Annotated in this window: 20 protein-coding genes; 12 read left to right on the top strand and 8 right to left on the bottom strand. The window is 65.5% G+C overall.

From position 1 onward, the window contains the following. Positions 1-11: 11 nt before the first annotated feature. The 8 genes from QX135_RS06010 (at position 12) to QX135_RS06045 (ending at position 7,770) form a co-directional block, all read left to right on the top strand. Positions 12-1,094, top strand: a complete 1,083-nt coding sequence (locus QX135_RS06010) for an ABC transporter ATP-binding protein (protein ID WP_316176885.1) — start codon at positions 12-14, stop codon at positions 1,092-1,094. Positions 1,095-1,097: 3 nt separating this feature from the next. Further along, positions 1,098-2,000, top strand: coding sequence for a sugar ABC transporter permease (locus QX135_RS06015; protein ID WP_316176883.1), 903 nt, complete (start codon positions 1,098-1,100; stop codon positions 1,998-2,000). Then, positions 2,000-2,806: a carbohydrate ABC transporter permease gene (locus QX135_RS06020; RefSeq protein WP_315773415.1), complete on the top strand. Its 807-nt coding sequence runs from the start codon at positions 2,000-2,002 to the stop codon at positions 2,804-2,806. The genes QX135_RS06015 and QX135_RS06020 overlap by 1 nt, the downstream gene beginning before the upstream one ends. A 187-nt stretch (positions 2,807-2,993) precedes the next feature. Continuing rightward, a complete protein-coding gene (locus QX135_RS06025; protein ID WP_315738392.1) occupies positions 2,994-3,323 on the top strand; it encodes a DUF2160 domain-containing protein in 330 nt (109 codons plus the stop codon). 119 nt (positions 3,324-3,442) lie between these two features. After that, on the top strand, positions 3,443-5,185 hold the full coding sequence (locus QX135_RS06030) for an ABC transporter substrate-binding protein (protein WP_316177280.1): 1,743 nt from the start codon (positions 3,443-3,445) through the stop codon (positions 5,183-5,185). 468 nt (positions 5,186-5,653) lie between these two features. Next, positions 5,654-6,430 (top strand): tonB-system energizer ExbB, encoded by a 777-nt coding sequence (exbB, locus tag QX135_RS06035; protein WP_316176880.1) that lies wholly within the window; start codon positions 5,654-5,656, stop codon positions 6,428-6,430. 3 nt (positions 6,431-6,433) lie between these two features. Then, positions 6,434-6,859, top strand: coding sequence for a TonB system transport protein ExbD (gene exbD / locus QX135_RS06040; RefSeq protein ID WP_316176879.1), 426 nt, complete (start codon positions 6,434-6,436; stop codon positions 6,857-6,859). Beyond that, positions 6,856-7,770 (top strand): TonB family protein, encoded by a 915-nt coding sequence (locus QX135_RS06045; RefSeq protein ID WP_316176877.1) that lies wholly within the window; start codon positions 6,856-6,858, stop codon positions 7,768-7,770. The genes exbD and QX135_RS06045 overlap by 4 nt, the downstream gene beginning before the upstream one ends. Before the next feature lie 20 nt (positions 7,771-7,790). Here QX135_RS06045 and QX135_RS06050 read toward each other — a convergent pair whose 3' ends face one another. From QX135_RS06050 to QX135_RS06060, 3 genes are all read right to left on the bottom strand, one after another. Then, entirely contained in the window at positions 7,791-8,132 is a 342-nt protein-coding gene (locus QX135_RS06050; protein ID WP_316176876.1) for a hypothetical protein, read from the bottom strand. Positions 8,133-8,189: 57 nt separating this feature from the next. Further along, complete coding sequence (locus QX135_RS06055) at positions 8,190-9,089, bottom strand: hypothetical protein (RefSeq protein WP_316176874.1); 900 nt, start codon at positions 9,087-9,089, stop codon at positions 8,190-8,192. Between the two features lie 94 nt (positions 9,090-9,183). After that, positions 9,184-9,378, bottom strand: coding sequence for a hypothetical protein (locus tag QX135_RS06060; protein WP_316176872.1), 195 nt, complete (start codon positions 9,376-9,378; stop codon positions 9,184-9,186). Between the two features lie 700 nt (positions 9,379-10,078). Here QX135_RS06060 and QX135_RS06065 point away from each other — a divergent pair. Next, positions 10,079-10,435, top strand: coding sequence for an EF-hand domain-containing protein (locus tag QX135_RS06065; protein ID WP_316177278.1), 357 nt, complete (start codon positions 10,079-10,081; stop codon positions 10,433-10,435). A 193-nt stretch (positions 10,436-10,628) separates the two neighbouring features. On the opposite strand, the gene QX135_RS06070 is transcribed toward QX135_RS06065, so the two are convergent. Further along, positions 10,629-11,264 (bottom strand): response regulator transcription factor, encoded by a 636-nt coding sequence (locus QX135_RS06070; protein WP_316176871.1) that lies wholly within the window; start codon positions 11,262-11,264, stop codon positions 10,629-10,631. Positions 11,265-11,624: 360 nt separating this feature from the next. Here QX135_RS06070 and QX135_RS06075 point away from each other — a divergent pair, with 360 nt between their 5' ends. Continuing rightward, positions 11,625-14,018 carry a TonB-dependent receptor gene (locus QX135_RS06075; protein WP_316176870.1) on the top strand — a complete coding sequence of 798 codons (2,394 nt, stop codon included), beginning with the start codon at positions 11,625-11,627 and terminating at the stop codon, positions 14,016-14,018. 393 nt (positions 14,019-14,411) lie between these two features. Here QX135_RS06075 and QX135_RS06080 read toward each other — a convergent pair whose 3' ends face one another. Continuing rightward, positions 14,412-14,564: a hypothetical protein gene (locus QX135_RS06080; protein WP_315738385.1), complete on the bottom strand. Its 153-nt coding sequence runs from the start codon at positions 14,562-14,564 to the stop codon at positions 14,412-14,414. Between the two features lies 1 nt (position 14,565). Here QX135_RS06080 and QX135_RS06085 point away from each other — a divergent pair, with 1 nt between their 5' ends. Both QX135_RS06085 and QX135_RS06090 read left to right on the top strand, forming a co-directional pair. After that, the gene (locus tag QX135_RS06085; protein WP_316176869.1) at positions 14,566-17,496 is read left to right on the top strand and encodes an autotransporter domain-containing protein; all 2,931 of its coding nucleotides are present in this window, start codon (positions 14,566-14,568) and stop codon (positions 17,494-17,496) included. Between the two features lie 491 nt (positions 17,497-17,987). Further along, entirely contained in the window at positions 17,988-18,404 is a 417-nt protein-coding gene (locus QX135_RS06090) for a hypothetical protein (protein WP_315757107.1), read from the top strand. 177 nt (positions 18,405-18,581) lie between these two features. On the opposite strand, the gene QX135_RS06095 is transcribed toward QX135_RS06090, so the two are convergent. The 3 genes from QX135_RS06095 to QX135_RS06105 form a co-directional block, all read right to left on the bottom strand. Then, on the bottom strand, positions 18,582-19,679 hold the full coding sequence (locus QX135_RS06095) for an alkene reductase (RefSeq protein WP_315738382.1): 1,098 nt from the start codon (positions 19,677-19,679) through the stop codon (positions 18,582-18,584). 159 nt (positions 19,680-19,838) lie between these two features. Further along, positions 19,839-20,342: a DUF1993 domain-containing protein gene (locus QX135_RS06100; protein ID WP_315796921.1), complete on the bottom strand. Its 504-nt coding sequence runs from the start codon at positions 20,340-20,342 to the stop codon at positions 19,839-19,841. A gap of 437 nt (positions 20,343-20,779) precedes the next feature. Next, entirely contained in the window at positions 20,780-22,015 is a 1,236-nt protein-coding gene (locus tag QX135_RS06105; RefSeq protein ID WP_316177276.1) for a lytic murein transglycosylase, read from the bottom strand. Between the last annotated feature and the right edge of the window lie 74 nt (positions 22,016-22,089).

A 22,089-nucleotide genomic window follows, 5' to 3' on the forward strand; every position in this document is an offset into this window, starting at 1 on the left:
GGAGATGCCGCATGGCCCGCATTGACCTCGTCGATCTCGCCCACGCCTATAACGGTAACAGCGGCGATATCGAAAGCTACGCGCTGAAGCCGGTCACGATGACCTGGCGCCAGGGCGGCGCCTATGCGCTGCTCGGCCCGTCCGGCTGCGGAAAGACCACGCTGCTCAACCTGATCTCCGGCATCCTGACGCCCTCGCACGGCAAGATCCTGTTCGACGGCACCGACATCACCAAAGCCTCGACCCGCGAACGCAACATCGCGCAGGTGTTCCAGTTTCCGGTCATCTACGACACGATGACGGTGGGCGAAAATCTTGCGTTTCCTCTGAAGAACCGCGGCGTGCCAAGGGCCGAGATCGACAAGCGCGTTGCAGAGATCGCACGTCTGCTCGATCTCACGCCGGACCTCAACCGCAAGGCCACGCGCTTGACCGCCGACGCCAAGCAGAAGATCTCGCTCGGCCGCGGCCTGGTGCGCTCCGACGTCGCCGCGGTGTTGTTCGACGAGCCGCTGACGGTGATCGATCCCGAGCTGAAATGGCAGTTGCGCTCGAAGCTGAAGGCGCTGCATCGCGAGCTCGACCTGACGATGATCTACGTCACCCACGATCAGACCGAGGCGCTGACCTTCGCCGACACCGTCGTCGTGATGCATGACGGCCGCGTCGTGCAGAGCGGCACGCCGGCCGAGCTGTTCGACAAGCCCGCGCATACGTTCGTGGGCTATTTCATCGGCTCGCCCGGCATGAACATCCTCTCGGCCGAGGTGAAGGGACGTGAAGCCCGCATCGACGGTCACACCCTGACGCTGGCGCGCAGCTACGACGCGTTGCCGGCCGGAGCCAAGATCGAGATCGGCGTCCGTCCGGAATTCGTCGATGTCGCTCAGCCCGGACCCGGCCTGCTCGATGCCAATATCGAGCGCGTCGACGATCTCGGCCGCATCCGCTTCGCGCGCGTCCGTGTCGGCGACGTCAAGTTCGCCGCGCGACTGCCGGCCGGCTTCTCGCCGCAGGGCTCGGCGATCGGGCTGAAGTTCAATCCCGCCTATGTCCACGTCTATGCCGACAGCCGTCTCGTCGAGGGAGCCTGAGTGATGGACAAGACCATCAACAACAAGGCCTGGTTCCTGGTGCTGCCGGTGTTCCTGCTGGTCGCGTTCTCCGCCGTGCTGCCGCTGATGACGGTGGTGAACTATTCGATGCAGGACACGTTCGGCAACAACCAGTTCTTCTGGAACGGTGTCGGCTGGTTCAAGGAGCTGCTCGATCCCTCGACCGATCTCGGCGGCCGCTTCCTCGCCTCGCTCGGGCGCAACCTGATCTTCTCGCTCGCAATTCTAGCCATCGAGGTGCCGCTCGGCATCGTCGTGGCGCTGTCGATGCCGCGGGGCGGATGGACCGTGGCCTTCTGCCTCGTCGTGCTGGCGCTGCCGCTCTTGATTCCGTGGAACGTGGTCGGCACCATCTGGCAGATTTTCGGCCGGCCCGACATCGGCCTGCTTGGCTATGCGTTGACGAGCGTAGGCATCGACTACAATTACGTGTCCAACGATCTCGATGCCTGGGCCACCGTCATCGTGATGGACGTGTGGCACTGGACCAGCCTGGTGGCGCTGCTGTGCTATGCCGGCCTGAAGTCGATCCCCGACGCCTATTATCAGGCTGCGCAGATCGACGGCGCCTCGCGCTGGGCGGTGTTTACCGCAATCCAGCTGCCAAAGATGCATCGCGTGCTGCTGATCGCCGTGCTGCTGCGCTTCATGGACAGCTTCATGATCTACACCGAGCCGTTCGTCGTCACCGGCGGCGGACCGGGCAATTCGACGACCTTCATCTCGATCGAGCTCGTCAAGATCGCGCTCGGCCAGTTCGACCTCGGCAAGGCGGCGGCGCTATCGCTGGTCTACAATCTGATCATCCTCGTCGTGTGCTGGGTGTTCTACACCATCATGACCAATGCCGGCGCCGAGCGCCGGCCGGTGAAGGGGGGCGCGTGATGAACACCATTCCGGGCCGTCGCATCATCATCTCGCTGTTCCTGGTCTTCCTGCTGTTGCCGATCTACTGGCTCGTCAACATGAGCTTCAAGACCAACAACGAGATCGTCACAACGATGACGCTCTGGCCGCATCAGCCGACGCTGGCCAACTACATGCGCATCTTCACCGACGAGAGCTGGTATTCCGGCTACATCAACTCGCTGAAATACGTGATCCTCAACACGGTGATCTCGATCCTCGTGGCGCTGCCGGCGGCCTATGCGTTCTCGCGCTACCGCTTCCTCGGCGACAAGCACCTGTTCTTTTGGCTGCTGTCGAACCGCATGGCGCCGGCCGCGGTCTACGCGCTGCCGTTCTTCAACCTCTATTCCGCGATCGGCCTGTTCGATACGCCCTGGGCGGTCGCGCTCGCGCATTGCATCTTCAACATCCCGCTCGCGGTCTGGATCCTCGAGGGCTTCGTGTCCTCGGTCCCGCGTGAGATCGACGAGACCGCGTTCCTCGACGGCTATTCGTTCCCGCGCTTCTTCGTGAAGATCCTGGTGCCGCTGATCGCCAGCGGCATCGGCGTCGCCGCCTTCTTCTGCTTCATGTTCTCCTGGGTCGAGCTGCTGCTCGCGCGCACGCTGACCTCGGTCTATGCCAAGCCGATCTCGGCGGTGATGACCCGGACCGTGTCGGCGTCCGGCATGGATTGGGGCCTGCTCGCGGCTGCCGGCGTGCTGACCATCATCCCGGGCGCACTCGTCATCTGGTTCGTCCGAAACTACATCGCGCGCGGCTTCGCGCTGGGGCGGGTGTGATGATGCAGACGATCCGCGACGGCCTCCGTTCCGCGTCCCCCGCTTGCGGGGGAGGCCGTATCGCATCGCCAGATGCGATACGGGTGGGGGCATCTCTCCTCTTGGGCAGTCCGACTCGCGGCGCCCCCACCCCAACCCTCCCCCGCAAGCGGGGGAGGGGGTCCATTGTCGCCTGGAGCTGATAGCCATGGACAGCATCGCATGGATGGCCTGGACTGCGCCGACGGCGATCTTCTTCGCCGCGCTGGCCTGCACCCTTGGCGTCATGACGCTACTCGCCGCGCGCTATCCCGAGGCCGAGCGCGTCGGCGTGCTGCGCATTCCGACCACGCGCGGCGACCGCCTGTTCATCTCGCTGATCTCGGCCGCCGTCATTCACCTCGTCTGGATCGGGCTTGTCGGCACCGACACGATCGCGACCCTGCCGGTCGGCGAGGACAGTTTTGAGGTTTCGAGCCTGTGGCTCGCGACCGCAATTTCGCTTGCATCCGCCGTTGCGATCTTTCGCACCGTCTGAGGCAGGCGAGGAAGGGCAGATCCGGGGGCAACCCGGACCTGGATACGTCGCTCAAGGAGGAAAGCATGCGACACTTGAAACCTAGGAAGCATCACCTGACCAAGGCAAGCTATCTCGCGATGACCAGCGCTGCCGCGCTGTTCGCCGCGACCATGACGCTGTCCGTGCCGGCGCTTGCCGACGACGCCACGATCCAGAAGTGGATCGACAGCGAATTCCAGCCTTCGACGCTCTCGAAAGAGGAGCAGCTGAAGGAGCTGCAGTGGCTGGCCAAGGCCGCCGAGCCCTTCAAGGGCATGGAGATCAACGTCGTCTCCGAGACCATCACCACGCATGAGTACGAAGCCAAGACGCTCGCCAAGGCGTTTAGCGAGATCACCGGCATCAAGCTCAAGCACGACATCATCCAGGAAGGTGACGTCGTCGAGAAGCTGCAGACCCAGATGCAGTCTGGCAAGAACGTCTATGACGGCTGGATCAACGACTCCGACCTGATCGGCACCCACTTCCGCTACGGCCAGACCATCGCGCTGTCGGACTACATGAAGGGCGAGGGCAAGGACGTCACCGACCCCTATCTCGACGTCAACGACTTCATCGGCAAGTCGTTCACGACCGCTCCGGACGGCAAGCTCTATCAGCTGCCCGACCAGCAGTTCGCCAACCTGTATTGGTTCCGCTACGACTGGTTCACCAATCCGGACTACAAGGCCAAGTTCAAGGCCAAGTATGGCTACGACCTCGGCGTGCCCGTGAACTGGTCGGCCTATGAGGACATCGCCGAGTTCTTCACCAACGACATCAAGGAGATCAACGGCGTCAAGGTCTATGGCCACATGGACTATGGCAAGAAGGATCCCTCGCTCGGCTGGCGCTTCACCGACGCCTGGCTGTCGATGGCCGGCAACGGCGACAAGGGCATCCCGAACGGCCTGCCGGTCGACGAATGGGGCATCCGCATGGAAGGCTGCCGTCCGGTCGGCTCCTCGGTCGAGCGCGGTGGCGACACCAACGGTCCGGCGGCGGTCTACTCGATCACCAAATATCTCGACTGGATGAAGAAGTACGCGCCGCCGCAGGCGCAGGGCATGACCTTCTCCGAGGCTGGCCCGGTGCCCGCGCAGGGCAACGTCGCCCAGCAGATCTTCTGGTACACCGCCTTCACCGCCGACATGGTGAAGCCGGGTCTGCCGGTCGTGAACGCTGACGGCACGCCGAAGTGGCGCATGGCTCCGTCGCCGCACGGTGCCTACTGGAAGGAAGGCATGAAGCTCGGCTATCAGGACGCGGGCTCGCTCACGCTGCTGAAGTCGACCCCGCCGGATCGCCGCAAGGCCGCCTGGCTGTACCTGCAGTTCATCGTCTCCAAGACGGTCAGCTTGAAGAAGAGCCATGTCGGTCTCACCTTCATCCGTGAATCCGACATCTGGGACAAGTCGTTCACCGAGCGTGCGCCGAAGCTCGGCGGCCTCGTCGAGTTCTACCGCTCGCCAGCGCGCGTGCAGTGGACCCCGACCGGCAACAACGTGCCCGACTATCCGAAGCTGGCGCAACTGTGGTGGCAGAACATCGGCGATGCGTCGTCCGGTGCGAAGACGCCGCAGGCCGCGATGGATGCGCTCGCAGCCGCCCAGGACTCCGTCCTTGAGCGTCTCGAGAAGTCCAAGGTTCAGGGCGAATGCGGTCCGAAGCTGAACAAGAAGGAATCGGCCGAGTTCTGGTTCAACAAGTCGGCGAAGGACGGCAACATCGCTCCGCAGCGCAAGCTCGCGAACGAGAAGCCCAAGGGCGAGACCGTCGACTACGACACGCTGATCAAGTCGTGGCCGGCTACCCCGCCGAAGCGCGCCGAGGCGAAGTAAGTCCACATGCGGCATCGCCCGGCTTGACCGGGCGATGCAGTCCTCCGCGGCGTCTCGGCTCTCGCACGGCCGCCGGCATGGACTGGATGCCCCGCCTGTGCGGGGCAGGACGGCGGTGCGGGATGACAGAGTGGTGCGAAAGGCCGGGAGCGATCCCGGCCTTTTTCTTTTGGCGGCCTGGTGAGTGACGGACCCGTTCCATACGGGAATTATTCCCGGTGCGCCTGGGACATATTCCATGAGCGAAGTGCCTTGAAGCCGGTGACGACAGGCGGCACTCTTTATTGATCGGCAACGTCGCGATCTTCGCCGCGACTTTGCCCCAAGGACGCGAAACAACAAGGCCTCGACACGATCTCTCGGCGTCATCCAATCCGGCCGCGCGCGTTCAGCCTTCCTGACGCGCGGCACGCGAGGCGGTGCCGGGATCGCGATCACCAATCTCAGGGGCTATCGAGGGAGTAGACAATGGACCAGGCACACATCGCCAGTCTCGCGAGCACGCTGCCGGAAGCGTTGTCGCCCTGGACCATGTTCATGCAGGCCGACATCGTGGTGAAGGCGGTCATGATCGGGCTCGCGCTGGCCTCGGTCGCCACCTGGACCGTGCTGGTGGTGAAGACGATCCAGCTCCGCTCGGCGCTGCGCACCGCCCGCAGCGCGCTGGGCGGCGCGGTCGCTGCGCGGTCATTGTCCGATGCGACGGGACGCGTCTCCGCCGAGGACGGTGTGGTGGGGCGCCTGCTGGCCGTCGCCGAGGACGAGATCGACAAGTCGCGCGGCCTGCCGGCCGACGGCATCAAGGAGCGCGTCTCCTGGCAGTTCGAGCGGATCGAGGCGGCGGCTGTGGCGCGGATCGGCCGCGGCATCGGCATTCTCGCCACCGTCGGCGCCGTCGGCCCGTTCGTCGGCCTGTTCGGCACCGTCTGGGGCATCATGAACAGCTTCATCGGCATCTCGCATGCCCATACGACCAACCTCGCGGTGGTGGCGCCGGGCATTGCGGAAGCGCTGCTCGCCACCGCCTTCGGCCTCGCCGCCGCGATTCCCGCGGTCGTGATCTACAACCTGTTCGCGCGCGCCACCGGCGGCTATCGCGCCGTCATCGCCGATGCGTCGGTGGCGGTCATGCGCCTGCTCAGCCGCGATCTCGATCGTCAGCACGCCGGGCCCGCCGAAACGCGGCGCAGCGCCATCCGCGCCGTCGAGGCGCCGATGCTGTCGATCGCCAATCCGGCGGAGTGAGCCATGGCCGTCAAGCTCGCCCGGCGCCCCGACGAATTCGAGGAGACGCACGACATCAACGTGACGCCGTTCATCGACGTCATGCTGGTGCTGCTGATCATCTTCATGGTCGCAGCTCCACTCGCCACCGTCGACATTCCGGTCAACCTGCCGGCGATCTCGGCGGAGCCGCAGCCGCGCGCGGAGACGCCGGTGTTCGTGACCTTCAAGGCCGACCGCTCGCTCGCCGTCGGCGACGAGAGCGTCGCGCAGGCTGACATCGCCGCCTCGCTGGATGCCGCGACCAAGTCCGATCATGGCCAGCGCGTGCTGCTGCGCGCCGACCAGAGCCTGCCCTATGGCGAGGTGATGGCGCTGATGAACACGCTGCGCCGCGCCGGCTATGTCAAGGTCGCGCTGGTCGCGTTGGAAGACCGGGGCGCGCCGTGAGCGTCCTGACGCTCGATCCGTTCGACCACGAGGAGCGCCGCGAGCGGACGCTGTGGACCATCGCCGCGCTGGCGGTGGCCGGGCTGCATGTCGGGCTCGCCGTGGGCTATCTGTTGTTGCGCCCGGTGCCGCAGGGGCGGGCCGAGGCGAGCGCGTTCGATGTCGTGTTCACGCCGGCTGTCGTGAGCGAGCCGGCACCGGCCGCGCAAGACGCGCCAGCCGAGCCGTCCCCGCAGGCCGAGCCGCCGAAGGACGAGCCCGTCGTCCGCGAGGCCGTCGCCGAGCCGCTGCCGCAGCCAGCGCCGCCGCCCGATCCCGAGCCTCAGGTCACCGCGCCGCCGGAGGTGATTCCGCAGCCCGCGCCTGTCCCGCAGGTCGCACTCGCGCCCGAGCCGCCGCGTGCGGACGACTTGGTGCTGCCACCTCCGCCGCCGCCGAAACCAATCGAGGCCAAGCCGCCGGAGACGAAGCCAGTCGCTGTGCCCGAGCGCGTCGAGCGCAAGCCGGTCGAGAAGGAAAAGGCCGAGAAGAAGCCTGTGCCGCCGAAGCCGGCTGCGGCCCCGGCGAGCAGGCCGGCCCGCATCGCCTCTGCGCCCAATCCCGGCGAGGACAGCGCGGGTGCGCGCGAGGGACAGGCAAACTGGAGTAGCCAGGTCAGGGCCAACATCAGTCGCGCCGCGGCCTATCCGTCCGACGGCAACGGTGCGAGCGGTACGGCGACAGTGAGCGTCGTCATCGACCGCAACGGCCGGCTGGTATCGCGCCGGCTCACGCGCAGCTCGGGCTCGCCGGCGTTGGATCGCGCGGCTCTGTCGATGATCGAGCGCGCCGCGCCGTTTCCGCGGTTTCCGCCGGTCATGAAGCAGGCGCAGGAGGCGCTCAACGTACCGCTGAGTCTGCGGCCGCGCTGAGCGACCTCATCGTGTGAGGCTCATTTCGAGCATTCGGTGAGGTCGGTGTCGCGCACGACGAATTGCGCGCCTTCCTTCAACTCGATGTTCTTGGCGATGCAGGTGCGGCCGCCTTGTTCGGACAGCTTGATGTCGTAGCGGCCCGATTTCACGCCGACCAGCGTCATGCGCTCGTTGTGGTCGACCATGCCCTCGTCGTCGTTCTTGCACTGATCGGCGCCCCAGGTCTTGGTGCCGGCCGCCGCCAGATACATCTTCACGATCGTCTGCCCGGTGCGATTGAGGAAGCGCGGACCGTCCTCGGCCGATGCAGCAGAGCCGGCCAGCATGAGAAAGGCGCAGGCGGTGACGAGGCGACGCATGACGAGTGTCCTTTTCTTATTATTGAGCATGGGATGAAGAGGGCGGCGTGCGCGGGATCAAAAATCCTTGCCGATGCTGGTCTTGATCGCGAGGCCGCGCGAGGCGTTGGTCAGGCCGTAGCCGACGCCGAAGCTGAACTCGAAGCCCTTGAAGCGCGTATCGGCAACCGCGTACAGCGTCTGCATCTGCTGGTGCCAGGGCAGGACGTAGCCGAACGGCCCGAGATTGGAGAAATGCTCGATGCCGACGGTCCAGCGGTCGCTGAGGCGCTTGACGAAGCGCACGGATGGCTCGAAGGCCGAGCCGGCGCCGTCGATGCCGAACGTCATGTTGGCGTTGAAGATCAGCTGATAGTCGTTGGGCAGGTTGACGCCGATGATCGGCGTGAACATCTGCGCGACGCGCGGCGTGGCCTCCTGCACGAAGCGCGGCGCACCCGGCTGGCCGGCGCCGGCCTTGTTGGCGACCCACAGATCCGGCGTGAGCCCGCCCTGCGGCGCCAGGATCGTGCGCGAGACCAGGCCGACGAACACGGTGCGCTCGAGCCGGTCGCCCTGGATGAAGGTCTGGCGGATGGTGACGCCGCCGGACTGGAATGAGTAGCCGGGCACGCCATTGTCCATCACGTTGCCCATCGCCATCGGCACGTTGGCGCGCGCGAAGGCGTAAGGCGAGGTCAGCGCGATCTCGTACCACTCGGTCGGAGAGTAGCCGATCTCGGTCTCGCCGGTCACCGCGCGCTGCGGCACGCGCCGGCCGCCGTTCTGCTGCTGCGGATTGAAGGTGGTGAGATAGCCGAAGCGCTGCTCGACCTGGAAGTGTCCGGGCGAGGCGGGATCGTTGCCCTGGATCTCCTCGGCTGCCGCGGCGAGCGGAGATAGCAAGGCGGCGCCGGCAATTGCGCTGCAGCTCCATCGTCTCGCCTGGCGCGTCCGTGTCTGGTCCGTCGACAGCATTGTCCCCACACTCCCCTCGTCGAATGAGCTAACGAGTCGGCACGGCGAAAACATGCGGCGGTCTCGGCTGAAAGGTGACGCAATCGGGAAACGATCAGTCACGCATCGCCCCATTTGTCAGCTCCTGGCTTGCGTCGGCGGCAATAGGGATGTTTTGGCAAGCCGAGCGGGAAGTTTTGACCGAGACATTGTGGCGGCCAATTCGCGAATGAATCTCAGCGCCGCGATGAATGTGGCGCGATGCAAACACATTGGCGTCACAGAGCGAGGAAAACATGCGCTGCAACATGCATTGCTGATCGCCGGATCAGCCAGAGAGTGGGCGCGCCCGTGCTTCAATCGATCGACCCTCGTTGCCGCTTGTTCGTCCAGCCGATGAGGCTTGGCGTGATCGTCACATGCGCGCTGGCCGTCCTGTTGCTGCTGAATGGTGGCGCGTTTGCGCGGGAACGGTCGCTCCGGGAAGATTTGGATGCCTGGTGGCAGCAAACACAGGCCGGCAGCGGAACGACGAGGAAGAGCGCCGCCAAGTCGACGTGTGCCGCGCCCGGAGCCAGCTGCAGTGGGCACAAGGTCGTGCGGTCGCGGAAGGGAGCCGCGGAGGCGAGCGTCGTCGGCGAGCCGGCCAGGCGGCGTGTCGCGAAACGGCGTGACGCCACCGACAACGCCCACGCCGAGGCGCGCCGAGCTGCCAGTGCCGACCCGGACACGGCGCCTCGCCGCGACCGACCCGGGAAGTATTTCCTGCATGGACCGCGGTTCTGATCCCGATAACTCTGTCGGTAAAATCCCCGACGTTGTTGTTATTGCACTTGCGAAGTCGCGGCGTCTCACCTAGGTGAAACCGTAGCGCGTCGGATCGACCGCGAAACCGGCGACGCACGCGCGCGTTGTTACCGCACCATTGATCGCCGCCCCGGGTCGGACGGCGGAGACGAAGGATCAATTCGATGAATTGGAAGATGATGATGACGGCGGCCGCTGTCGGCATGGCCGCGATCGTCGGCACCTCGACGATGGCTGCGAGCGCGCCGGCTGCCTCGAGCCTCTTGAAGTCGATCGACCCCGACAAGGACGGCACGGCCGACATGAACGAGGTCCGCGCTGCAGCCGGTGCCCTGTTCGATCGTCTCGATCGCGATCACGACGGCACGCTCGACGCCAAGGAGCTGCGCGGCCGGGTCTCGGCCAAGGACCTCAAGGCGGCGGATCCGGACAATGACGGCACGCTGACGAAGGACGAGTATCTCGACCTGGTGGCCGGTCGCTTCAAGGCGGCCGATCCGGACAACGACGGCACGCTCGATTCCAAGGAGCTGAAGACGGTCGCCAAGCTGCTGAAGTGAGGCCCGGACGGACCGGGCCGCATCCGCGCTCGGTCATGTCGGCCCTGAGGTGCAAGAACCACGAGGCCTGCGACGGGACACCGTTGCAGGCCTCTGTCTTTTGCGGGCCGCTGTCGTTGATCGGCTGCACGATCACGGGCCGATGGGGGCTTCATGTCGCCGATGGCGGCCGCCGTGGCAGGGATTGCTCCGATCAGGCGTGCGGGCGCGCCATCTCTACGGCGAGGCGCACGAGGTCGGGCAGGCTGCGCGCCCCGAGCTTCTGCCGCAGCCGGTAGGTCAGGTTGATAACGGTCTTGTAGCTGATCCCGAGATGATCGGCGATCGCCTGATAGGATTTGGCTTGCGCCAGCAGCGCCAGCGCCTGCCGCTCGCGCGGGGTGAGCGAGGCCGATGCAGATCCGTCGGCGTCCGAGCGCAACATGGCAATCCGCGTCGCGAGCTGCGGGTCCAGATAGGTGCCGCCAGCCCGAACCTGCTCGAGCGCCCGTGGCAACTCGTGAGGCGGGGCATCCTTCAGCAGATAGCCGCTGGCGCCGGCGTCGATGGCGGAACGGACGGTCCGCGCATCACCAAGCATGCTGAACACCAGGATCTTGGCGCGGGCATCATGGGCGCGAATGCGCTCGATCAGGGCGATGCCGCCGAGCTCATGGCTCTGCAGGCGCAGGTCGATGACGGCGACATCGGGCCGGTCACGGATATAGGCCGCGTAGCCGCTCTCGGCGTCATGGGCCTCGAACAGCGAGGCGATACCGGCCTCGTTGAGAAGCCAGCGGCAGGCCGTGATCACGACCGGGTGGTCATCGACGAGCAGCACGCGATACATCCGCTTCAGGTCTCGCTCTCTCCGGCCGATGCTGCACGCGCAAACACCGATCAACCTTGGTGCCGGACCACGAGTGCGATCGACGCTCAGGGGTCCTCTCCCATGCGAGTTCCCTTGCAAACCAGAACCGGGTGCAACAGTGCGGCCGAGCCAGGGAGAGAAGTTGACCAGATGATCGCCAGTTTCCGGATTCGGGAAGATTGTCCCTAAGGGGCAAAGAATATTACCCGTTGCGGCGACGAGGGTCGCTATTTACGAATGTTAACGTTCGTAATCGGGTAAATCGACTGGCTTCGGCGTGTTTGCGGCTCAGGGGCGTGGGCTTGCGCAGGAGTGGTCGACAAGAAACTGGGGGACGTCTTGACCAGACTCTCGGCGCTGAAGAGCGCGCTTCTCGCGACGTGTGCGTTACTGCCTACGGCTGCGCTCGCGCAGCAGACACTGCAGACCATCGAGGTGGTCGGCGTCTCGCCTGTCCAGGGCAGCGAGATCGCCAAGGACAAGATACCATCCAACGTGCAGACGATCACGGCGAGGGATCTCGATCGTACCCGGACGCCGTCGCTGCTCGACGGCATCCTGCAGTCGATGCCCGGTGTCTCCCTTAGCGACCAGACCGGCAACCCGTTCCAGCGTGACCTCGATTATCGCGGTCAGACTGCCTCGCCCGTGCTCGGGACGCCGCAGGGCATCGCCGTCTACCAGAACGGCACTCGCATCAATGAGGCCTTCGGCGACGTCGTGAACTGGGACCTGATCCCGGAAATGGCGATCGCACGCATGACCCTGATGCCGAACAATCCGCTGTTCGGCCTCAACGCCACCGGCGGTGCGCTGTCGATCGAGATGAAGAACGGCTTCAACTACCAGGGCGGGGAAGCGCAGTTGTTCGGCGGCTCGTTCGGCCGGATCCAGTCGGGCGCGCAATACGGCTGGAACAATGGCACCTATTCGACATACATTGCCGCGGAAGGCGCCTATGACCGCGGCTGGCGCGACTATTCGTCGGCCTCGCAGATCCGGCGCATGTATGCCGATTTCGGCGCGCGCGGCGACAACACCGAATTCCATCTCTCCTTCACCGGCGCCGACAACAAGCTCGGCTCGGTCGCGGCGACGCCGATCGAGATGCTGAACCAGCGCTGGTCCAGCGTCTACACCTGGCCGCAGTCGCTGCGCCTGCAGATGCAGATGGTGCAGGCCAGCATGAAGTGGGCGCCGACCGACACGCTCTCGATCCAGGCCAACGGCTATTACCGCAATTACAAGTCCGCGCGTATCGACGGCAACGGCACCGAGGTTGCGGCCTGCGACCCTGCGGGCGCGTTCCCCGGCGAATTCTGTCTCAGCGATGCCGCCGGCACCGAGTTCCAGATGAACCGCAACGGTCCGACCGTCAACACGCTGGCGGGCGATGCGGCGCTCGGCCAGATCGACCGCAACACGGTCAAGACCGGCAGCTATGGCGGCTCGCTGCAGGCGACCTCGACGACGCAGCTCTTCGGCCATGACAACCATTTCGTCGTCGGCGCCAGCGTCGATCACGGCAATACCAACTTCCAGGCCACCTCCGAGCTCGGCACCATCGACAACAATCTGTTCGTCACCGGCCTCGGCGTCTACGTCGATCAGCCCAATGCCGGCCTCGCGCCGGTCAACCTGAACGCCAAGAACACCTATCTCGGCGTCTACGCGACCAACACCTTCGACATCACCTCGCAGCTCGCCTTGACGGCCGGCGGCCGCTTCAACTGGGCGCAGATCAATCTGCGCGACCAGACCGGCTTCGCGCCGCTCTTGAACAGCAACAACAACTTCCAGCGCTTCAACCCGGTGGTCGGCCTGACCTACAAGATCACGCCTGATATGACCGCTTACGCCGGCTACTCCGAGGCCAACCGCGCGCCGACGCCGCTCGAGCTCGGCTGCTCCGATCCGGCCAATCCCTGCCTGATCGACAACTTCCTGATCGCCGATCCGCCGCTCAAGCAGGTGGTGTCGCGCACCGTCGAAGGCGGCCTGCGCGGCGAGATCTCCGGCGGCCGCTCGGCCTACGCCGCCGATCTGCCGGCCTATCGCAAGGCGCCGATCAAGTCGGTGGCGGTCGATGACGGCTGGCGGCTGCGCTGGGGCCTCAGCCTGTTCCGCACCGAGAATTCCGACGACATCATCCAGGTCGTCGACCCGGCCAACCCGGTGCGCGGCTACTTCAAGAACGCCGGCACCACCCTGCGCCAGGGTGTCGAGGCCAAGCTCGATCTCGCTTGGAATCGCTGGACCGCATACGCCAACTATACTTTTATCGACGCCACTTTCCGCAGTGCCTTCGACGTCAACGATCCGTTCCTCGGGGCCCCGGTCGGTGTCGTCTCAGGCAACCACATTCCCGGCATTCCGGCGCATCGCCTGAAGCTCGGCGCGGAATATGCCGTGACCGATGCCTGGAAGGTCGGGGCGAGCATCAACTATGTCGGCAGCCAGTACCTGCTGCACGACGAGACCAACGTCTACCCGAAGGTCCCGGCCTACTGGGTCGTGAACGTCAACACATCTTATCAGGTGACCAAGAACGTCGAGGTGTTCGGCCTGATCCAGAACCTGTTCAATCAGCGCTATTACTCGGCAGGTACCGTGTTCGACCCGGCCGGCTTCAACACCGCCGGCGGCGGAACGGCGTTCGCGCTGAACGATCCGCGCAGCATGGTTCCGGGGATGCCGCTCGCGGCCTATGCCGGCATCCGGGCGAAGTTCTGAGCCTCAGGAGCGGACGACCAGCCACCATAGGCGCATCCGCGCCGCGCCACGGCAGCCCCCCACCGTGGCAAGAAGGCCGGGAGAAATCCCGGCCTTTTCATTTGTTGATCGGAGCCAGTAGGTGTCGGAACCGGGAGCGCGAGTTCATCTCTGTGCTGTCCTCCACGGTGGAGCGGTCCGCCGTCCTTGTCGTTAAAATTTCAGATCTGGCGGAAGAGTGGTGTTTCAAATGAAGCGGATGATGATAATTAGTCCGGGAGTTATGGGACTAATTCAGTTGTTAGTTTGAAAATGTCCTGGGCGCTCCTAGAAACTTTCGCCTTGCTGGCTCCTGCCCACGTTTCGATGCAATCGGTCATCAACAAGAAGCCGTGTATTGCGTACCGTGGGGCGTCAGGTGAAGTCAAAGAACAGAAAGCGCAGCGAGGCGGCTGCCGCAAGTTTTGTGTTGTTGTCGACGTGGATGGTTGCCGGCGAGGCAAGGGCCGAATGTACGACGCCAGGCGTCACCGTCGCCTGCAGCGGGACCATCAGCACGGCAATCACCGTGTACGACGCCGCTGCGGCGACGGCGACGCCCTCGAGCGGCAGCAATTCCTATACGCCGGCGAACCCGGCCTTTCCGGTGACCGGCTACAATCCCAATCCGCCGACGACGATTGTCACGCTGGATTCGACGGCCGTTCGCAATCTCACCACCAACACCCAGGCCGGTCTGGCCGATCGCGGCATGATCGCGGCCAATTTTTCCAATGCCGAGGATCCGGCCGTCAACAACGTCGTCATCAACAACGCCGGCTGGCTCAGCCTCACCACCAGCCAGCTCAGCGCTGGCCGGCTTCACGTCATCGTCGCCGACAGCCAGGTCAACAGGTTCACCGTCAACAACACCGGGACGCTCGCCGCCACCCAGAATTTCTTCGGCGCGTTCGATCCCACCAAGCTGAGCGTTTCGGTCGGTGCGACCGCGACGGGCCGCTACAACGGCACCAACCTCGCCATCATCTCGGCGCTGTATTCCGACGACAACACCAACAGCTTCGTGGTGAACAACCGCGCCGGCGGCACGATCTCGGCGACCGGCAACTATGCCGCCGCCTATTACGGCCGGGCCGACACCACGATCACCAACTCCGGCACCATCGCCAACACCAGCTGGACGGCGGCGAGCCGCTTCTATGATGGGCACTGGGCCATCGGCGCCTTCGCCGGCGCCGAGTTCGATACGATCCCCGGCAGCAATCCGGATTCGCCGCTCTACAAGTTCGACGCCGGCGGCAACGTGACGGTGACCGAAACCAAGGCGCTGACGCTGACCAACACTGCCGGCGGCGTGATCAAGGGCGATATCCTGGCGCTCGACACCAATCCGCTGACCACGGCCGCGGGGCTTGCGGCGGGATCGACCCTCCCGCTGACCGGCAGCGGCTCGAACTCGGGCCCGCGCGACAGCGTCATCAGCAATGCCGGCCTGATCCAGGGCAACCTCTATCTGGGCTCGGGCGAGCACGACATCGCCAACAGCGGCACGATCTTGGGATCGATTTCGGTCGACCAGAGCGCCTCGCGCGGCTCGTTTGCGAAGGCGACCGCAGGCACCGTCGCGGGCACCTATAGCAGCTCCGGCTCGGGCACGGACGTCAACGGCAATGCCTGTCCGACGGCGGGCGCGAACACGACCGATCCGCTCTGCGCCGCCAGCACCACCCAGGCGGCGACGTTTTTCGGCGCGCGCACCTTCAATCTGGCTAACACCGGCGCGCTCGGCGGCGACATCATTATCAACGACCAGGATGGTGCGACCAATACCATCCTGCTGAAGGGCACCGGCTTCAGCGGCAACGTCGTCGCGCAGAGCGGCCTCGGCAGCAATTCGCTGACGCTCGACGGCGTGACCAGCCTCGCCAGCATCGTCAATTTCGGCATGCTCGACCTGATGAAGTCGCAGGTCACCATGAGCGGCGGGGCCGGCGTGCAGCTCGTCGATGGCGCGGTGTTGCGCACGACGATCTTCGGGTCGGGCGGCACCGCGGCAGCGCCGTCGACGAAGATCGGCAACATCACCGGCGCGGTGACCTTCGCCGGCGCGGGGACGGTTGCGCCGACGCTTCAGGGCATCGTGCGCAATGGCGACTTCTACCGTGTCGCGACGGCGGTGTCGGCGACGCCGCTCGACGTCGATTTCTCCAGCGCGCTGGTCGGCTTCACTGCCGATACCTCGACGGGGGCTCTGCTGCTGAACGCGTCCGTGCGGTCGCCCGCGACCATTGCCGGCATCTCGCCCAGCAGCCTTGCCGCGCTCAACGGCCTGCTTGGCTACAACGGCAGCAATGCGCAGCTGCAGGCGCTCGGCGGCGCGGTGCAGAGCCTCAGCACCGACCGGGAGGTGCGCGGCGCCGGCGATCAGTTGCGTCCGCTCGTCAACGGCGCCCAGGTCCAGGTGCCGCTCAGCACCGCATCGCTGTTCCAGAACCAGATCGACAACCGGCTGACGGCGGCGGCCGCCTCGCCCAATTCGCGTGTCGCCTCGGCGTTCGCCGACGACGCCGATCCGCTCGCCTCGATGCTGATGGCCTTCCATCCGACCAAGGCTCGTCCGACGGTGAAGGCGCCGCTGGTGTCGGCCATCGCGCCCGAGCCGGAGCGCACCGTCTGGGGCAGCCTGATCGGCACCAATGCCTCGCAGCGTGACGTGGCGGGTGTTGCCGGCTACAGCGGCAACACCGGGGGCCTCGTCGCCGGCATCGATCAGCGGATCGACAATGCGTTCCGCGTCGGTGCTGCGTTTGGCTACGCCACCAGCAGCATCGACGATCGGACCGCCGCCGGCGATGCGGTCGGCATGCAGCACTATCAGGGCACGGCGTACGCCGCCTATGTTCAGCCGTCCTGGTACGTCAACGGCTCCGCAGGCATCGCGCTGGTCGACTACACCACCACACGCCGCGTCAACTTCGCGGGCTTTACCGACCCCGTCTCGGGCAGCCACAAGGGCTGGCTTACGCTGGTGCGTGGCGAGTTCGGTGTCCCGGTGAAGCTCGGCGAGGCCGTGCTGACGCCGTTCGCCGGCGTGACCTACGGCCGTCTCGATCAGCAGGCCTATATCGAGACCAGCACCGCAGGTGCCGCGCTCGCGATCGCCAGGCAGACCACCAACTCGGTGCGTTCGAACCTCGGCTTCCGTTCGACCGTTCCGCTGCTGGTGACATCGACCTACGGCTTCGGCCTGGAGACGCTGGCGGCGTGGCGGCACGAGTTCGGCAACACCGCGCAGAACGTGACCGCAAGCTTTGCCGGCGGCAGCGCGACCTTCCTCGCCGCCGGACCGTCGCCCGAGCGCAACCTGGCCGAGCTGGGCGCCGCGCTCAAGCTGGTGGCGTTCGGCGAGCGTCAGTCGATCTCGCTGGGCTACAACGCCGTGGTGGGCAGCCAGTATCTCGAGCAGTCGGCGCTGCTGAAGGTGCGCGCGGAGTTCTGAAGCGGCTGCCTCGGGCAGGACCTGCGAAGCACGACGTAGAAGGCCGGGAGCAATCCCGGCCTTGTTGTTGCTTGACCAAAGGCGTGACGTGTCTCCGCTGCCGTAGGGTGGGCAAAGGCGCGCGTGCGGCACTGCATGCCACGAGCTCAACTCCACCGCGCGCCGTGCCCACCATTCCTTCCGCTTGCGCGGATGCACGGTGGGCACGCGACCGCCCTGCGGGCGGCTGCTTTGCCCACTTTACGCAGCCGGTATGAATCGTCGATGAGTCTGCTCACGATGGATTTTGGGCAATTGTCCCGCTGACCTCGTGAACGAGATCGCTGCGTGCTTCTGGAATTTGCGAAGCATCGCGATTAGTTGCTGCCGGCCTCCGCCAACTACGAACTTCCGCCACAGAACCCGACCAGCTATTGCGCATCGTATCGAGCAGCGAGGTGGTGCACGTGAGCCGTAGATCTTCAAGCCTTGTATCGATCATCACGTCATCGATGGATGCCGTTCACCGGCCCCACGTGCCTCCTTGGGTACGAGCGACAATCTCTGTCGTGCTTCTCGCCGGCAGTCTGGGGGCGCATTCTCTGCTGCTTGGCGATGCGGCGGCGCGCGATCTCGATGGGCGTTACGCCAATTCTCCGCTCAAGGGTTGGTTCGAGAGTTTGCGTTCGGGCAAGGGGCCGTGCTGCTCGGATGCGGATGGCACCGCGCTCTCGGACACGGATTGGGACACGAAGGATGGCCGCTACCGTGTTCGCATTGAAGGCCAATGGTGGGTCGTTCCGGAAGAGGCCGTGGTGACCGAGCCCAATCGCGCCGGCCGGACGATGGTATGGCCCGTGTATTATCGCGAGCTGAATACGGGCCTGCGCATCGATGTGCGGTGCTTCCTGCCGGGCAGCATGATATAGGTGGGGATGTGCCGGACCGCAGAAGCGCAGGGTGGGCAAAGGCGCGAAGCGAGGTGTCGCCGCGACAGGCGCGGCCTCTCGTGCGCCGTGCCCACCACTCCCTCCGCTCTCGCGGAGGCATGGTGGGCACGCGGCCGCCCTGCGGGCGGCTGCTTTGCCCATCCTACGTGATGGCGACTACTCCGCCGCTTGCGCCGCTTTCAGCGTTGGATAGTCGGTGTAGCCCTTCTCGCCGCCACCATAGAGCGTGGCGCGGTCGAGCTCGTTGAGCGGGGCGTTGGCCTTGAGGCGCTCGACAAGATCCGGGTTGGCGATGAAGGGCCGGCCGAAGGCGATCAGGTCGGCGGCGCCGGCGTCGAGCTGCTTGTTGGCGAGCGCGAGGTCGTAGCCGTTGTTGGCGATATAGGTGCCCTTGAAGCGCTTGCGCAGCGACGCGTAGTCGAACGGCGCGACGTCGCGCGGACCGCCGGTCGCACCCTCGATGACGTGGATGTAGACGAGCTTCAGCGCAGCGAGCTGGTCGACGATGTAGTCGAACAGCGCCTGCGGATTGGAATCGGAGATGTCGTTCGCGGGCGTCACCGGCGACAGCCGGATGCCGGTCTTGTCGGCGCCGATCGCCTCCGAGACGGCCTTGGCGACCTCGAGCATCAGCTTTGCGCGGTTCTCGATCGACCCGCCATAGGCGTCGGTGCGCTTGTTGGCGCCGTCCTTGGCGAACTGGTCGAGCAGATAGCCGTTGGCGCCGTGGATCTCGACGCCGTCGAAGCCGGCCTCGATCGCATTGAGCGCGGCCTGCTTGAACGCCGCGACGATGCCGGGAATCTCACTGAGCTCGAGCGCGCGCGGCGTCGAGACGTCGGTGAAGGTGCCGCCGACGAAGGTCTTGGTCTTGGCAGGAATCGCCGAGGGCGCGACCGGGGCGCCGCCGTTCGGTTGCAGCGAGACATGGGAGATGCGGCCGACGTGCCAGAGCTGGACGAAGATGCGGCCGCCCTTGGCGTGCACCGCGTCGGTCACCTTGCGCCAGCCGGCGATCTGCTCCTTGGAATAGATGCCGGGCGTGTCTTGGTAGCCTTGGCCCTGCTGCGAGACCTGGCTGGCCTCGGAGATCAGCAGGCCGGCGGAGGCGCGCTGGCTGTAATATTCGGCCGTCAGCGGGCCCGGCGCGAGTCCGTCCACGGCGCGGTTGCGGGTCAGCGGCGCCATCACGACGCGATTGGCCAGGGTGATCGGACCGAGCTTATGCGGCTCGAACAGTTTGGATGCACTCATCGGGTCTTTCCAGGAGAGAGGAGGGGGTTGTGGTCAACTGTGCATTGCCGCGAACAGCGCAATGCCAGGAGGTATCCGTCCGACGCAAACGAGCTGCGCGATCGGGGCCGCCGCAACAAGCCGTTCGTTGGGTAGCCTGCTGCAGAAAACAAAAGGGGGTCAGGCAACCCCGAGGAAGTCCCGCTTGCCGATTTCGACGCCGTTGTGGCGGAGGATGCCGTGCGCGATCGCGGCGTGGAAATAGAAGTTCGGAAACGAGACGCGGTTAACGAAGTCCTGCCCCTTCAGGGTCAGCGTGGTGTTGGGCCCGCTTGGAAAGGTCACGTCGCGGCTATCGGCGCCCTCGAACTGCGCCGGCTGGAACGTCTTCAGGTAATCGATGGTTCTGGCAAGCCGCTGGCGAAGCTCGGCGAGTGTCGTCTCGGTGTCGGGTGTGCTGGGCACCTCGCTGTGGGAAAGCCGGGCGCAGCCTTTGGCGGCGAAGTCGCAGGCGAGCTGGATCTGTTTGGAGAGCGGCAGCATGTCCGGATACAGGCGCGCGCCGAGCAGGACCTCGGGGGCGATCTTTTTGGCTTCGCAATGGGCCTCGGCCTTGCTGAGCAGGCCGGACAGGCTGCCGAGGATCTGGAGGTAGGCCGGCACGGTCGAATCGTAAAAGGACATGATGCTCTCTTTTGGCAGGAGACGTCGCGACGAAAGCGCGCGCCCTCGGAGATGGGGCTGCGTCCAAGAGAATGCAACTGCATCTTTCTGGTTTTGCGGTCGCCGTGCATTCCAGTCGTTCACGCTGAGGTCACGGCGATTGTGGACGCGTTCCCTAGAGGATTTCGCCAAGCCGTGGACGAAATGCCGGATCGAGGTCGTGGAGAACGACGAGCCTGCGTGGCCGAACATGGTCAGGATGAAGATCGGCGCTACAAGCCAAATTGGGCTTCAACTGTCCGTCTGCTCGCGCTTTTGTCCTGAGCGATCGTCTGGCGGTCCAATTCCAAGGTGATAAATTGGAATAGCCAAGAGCGGACGACACGGTCGCATGAAGTCGGACAATAGGTCATCAGCAATTGAGAGACGAGGAGCGTCGCGCGATGATGTCGGCTCACCTAGCGCGCCGCTGTTGCTGAAGCCGGCGCCGCCTGCGCCCGCGGCGCCCCACGCATGCGGGCGAGCAGATCGGCCGTCGGCCAGGAATCGGCGGGCAGTCCCAGCCTCAGCTGCATGGTCTTGACCGCGATACGGCTCTGCTGGCCGAGCACGCCGTCGACCTTGCCGACGTCGAAACCGGCCTTCACCAGGAGCTGCTGCAGCTCCTTGATCTCGTTGAACGGCAGTTGTGCGACCGGGCCGCTGGCTTTGCGCATCGGCGCCGCGCCGGCGATGCGGGTGGCGAGATAGGCCGCGGTGGTCGAATAGATCAGCGAGTTGTTCCATTCGGTATAGGCCGCGAAATTGGCGTATGCCAGGAACGCCGGGCCGTTGCGGCCCATCGGCAGCAGCACGGAGGCTTCGAGCGGATCGTTCGGCAGCGACCGGCCGTCGGCATAGGTCACGCCGAGGCCGGCCCATTTGCTGCGCGGCGCCTTGACGGTGAGATCGGCCTGCTCCCAGGGGAAGGTCTGGGGCACGCGGATCTCCTCCAGCCAGGGGTCGCCGCGGCGCCATTTCAGCCCGGTCGCGATATAGTTCGCCGTCGAGCCGATCACGTCGGGCGCGCTGCGCAGCAGATCGCGACGGCCGTCGCCGTCATAATCGACGGCATAGGTGACGTAGTGGGTCGGCAGGAACTGAGTCTGGCCGAGCTCGCCGGCCCAGGAGCCGATCATCTCGGACGGCGCGAGGTCGCCGCGGTCGATGACCTTCAACGCGGCGATGGTCTCGTTCTGGAAGCGCTCGCTGCGGCGGCAGTCGTAGGCCAGCGACACCAGCGAGGGCAGCACCGGCAGGTTGCCCATGTTGGCGCCGAAATCGCTCTCCAGGCCCCAGAACGCGGCGATGACCGCCGGGGGCACGCCATACTCCTTCTCGGCGCGCGTGAACGCCGCCGCATGCATTCGGATGTGCTGCTGGCCGTTCTGCATCCGGTAGCTTGCGGCCATGCGGCCGGCGAACTCGGTGAACAGTTGGCCGAACACCCGCTGGCCGCGGTCGCGGTTGACGATGCCCTGGTTGTAGGTGAGGTATGGCGAGGCGGCCGCGATCGCGCTCTGCGACACGCCGTCGGCAATGGCACGCTGCTTCAGCTCGGCGAGAAACCGGTCGAAGCTCTGGCCGTTATGGCAGGCCGCGGCGCGCAAGGAAGGCGCCGGCCTCGAACGCGGCGCGGCCGCTTCCGGCGCCATTTGCGCCGCGGCGCTGACAACCAGCATGAACGAGGTCGCGAGCGCGCTGAAGATGACGCGCAAGGCAGTCGAAG

It is taken from the genome of Bradyrhizobium sp. SZCCHNR1098 (assembly GCF_032489375.1).
Classification (GTDB): Bacteria; Pseudomonadota; Alphaproteobacteria; order Rhizobiales; family Xanthobacteraceae; genus Bradyrhizobium.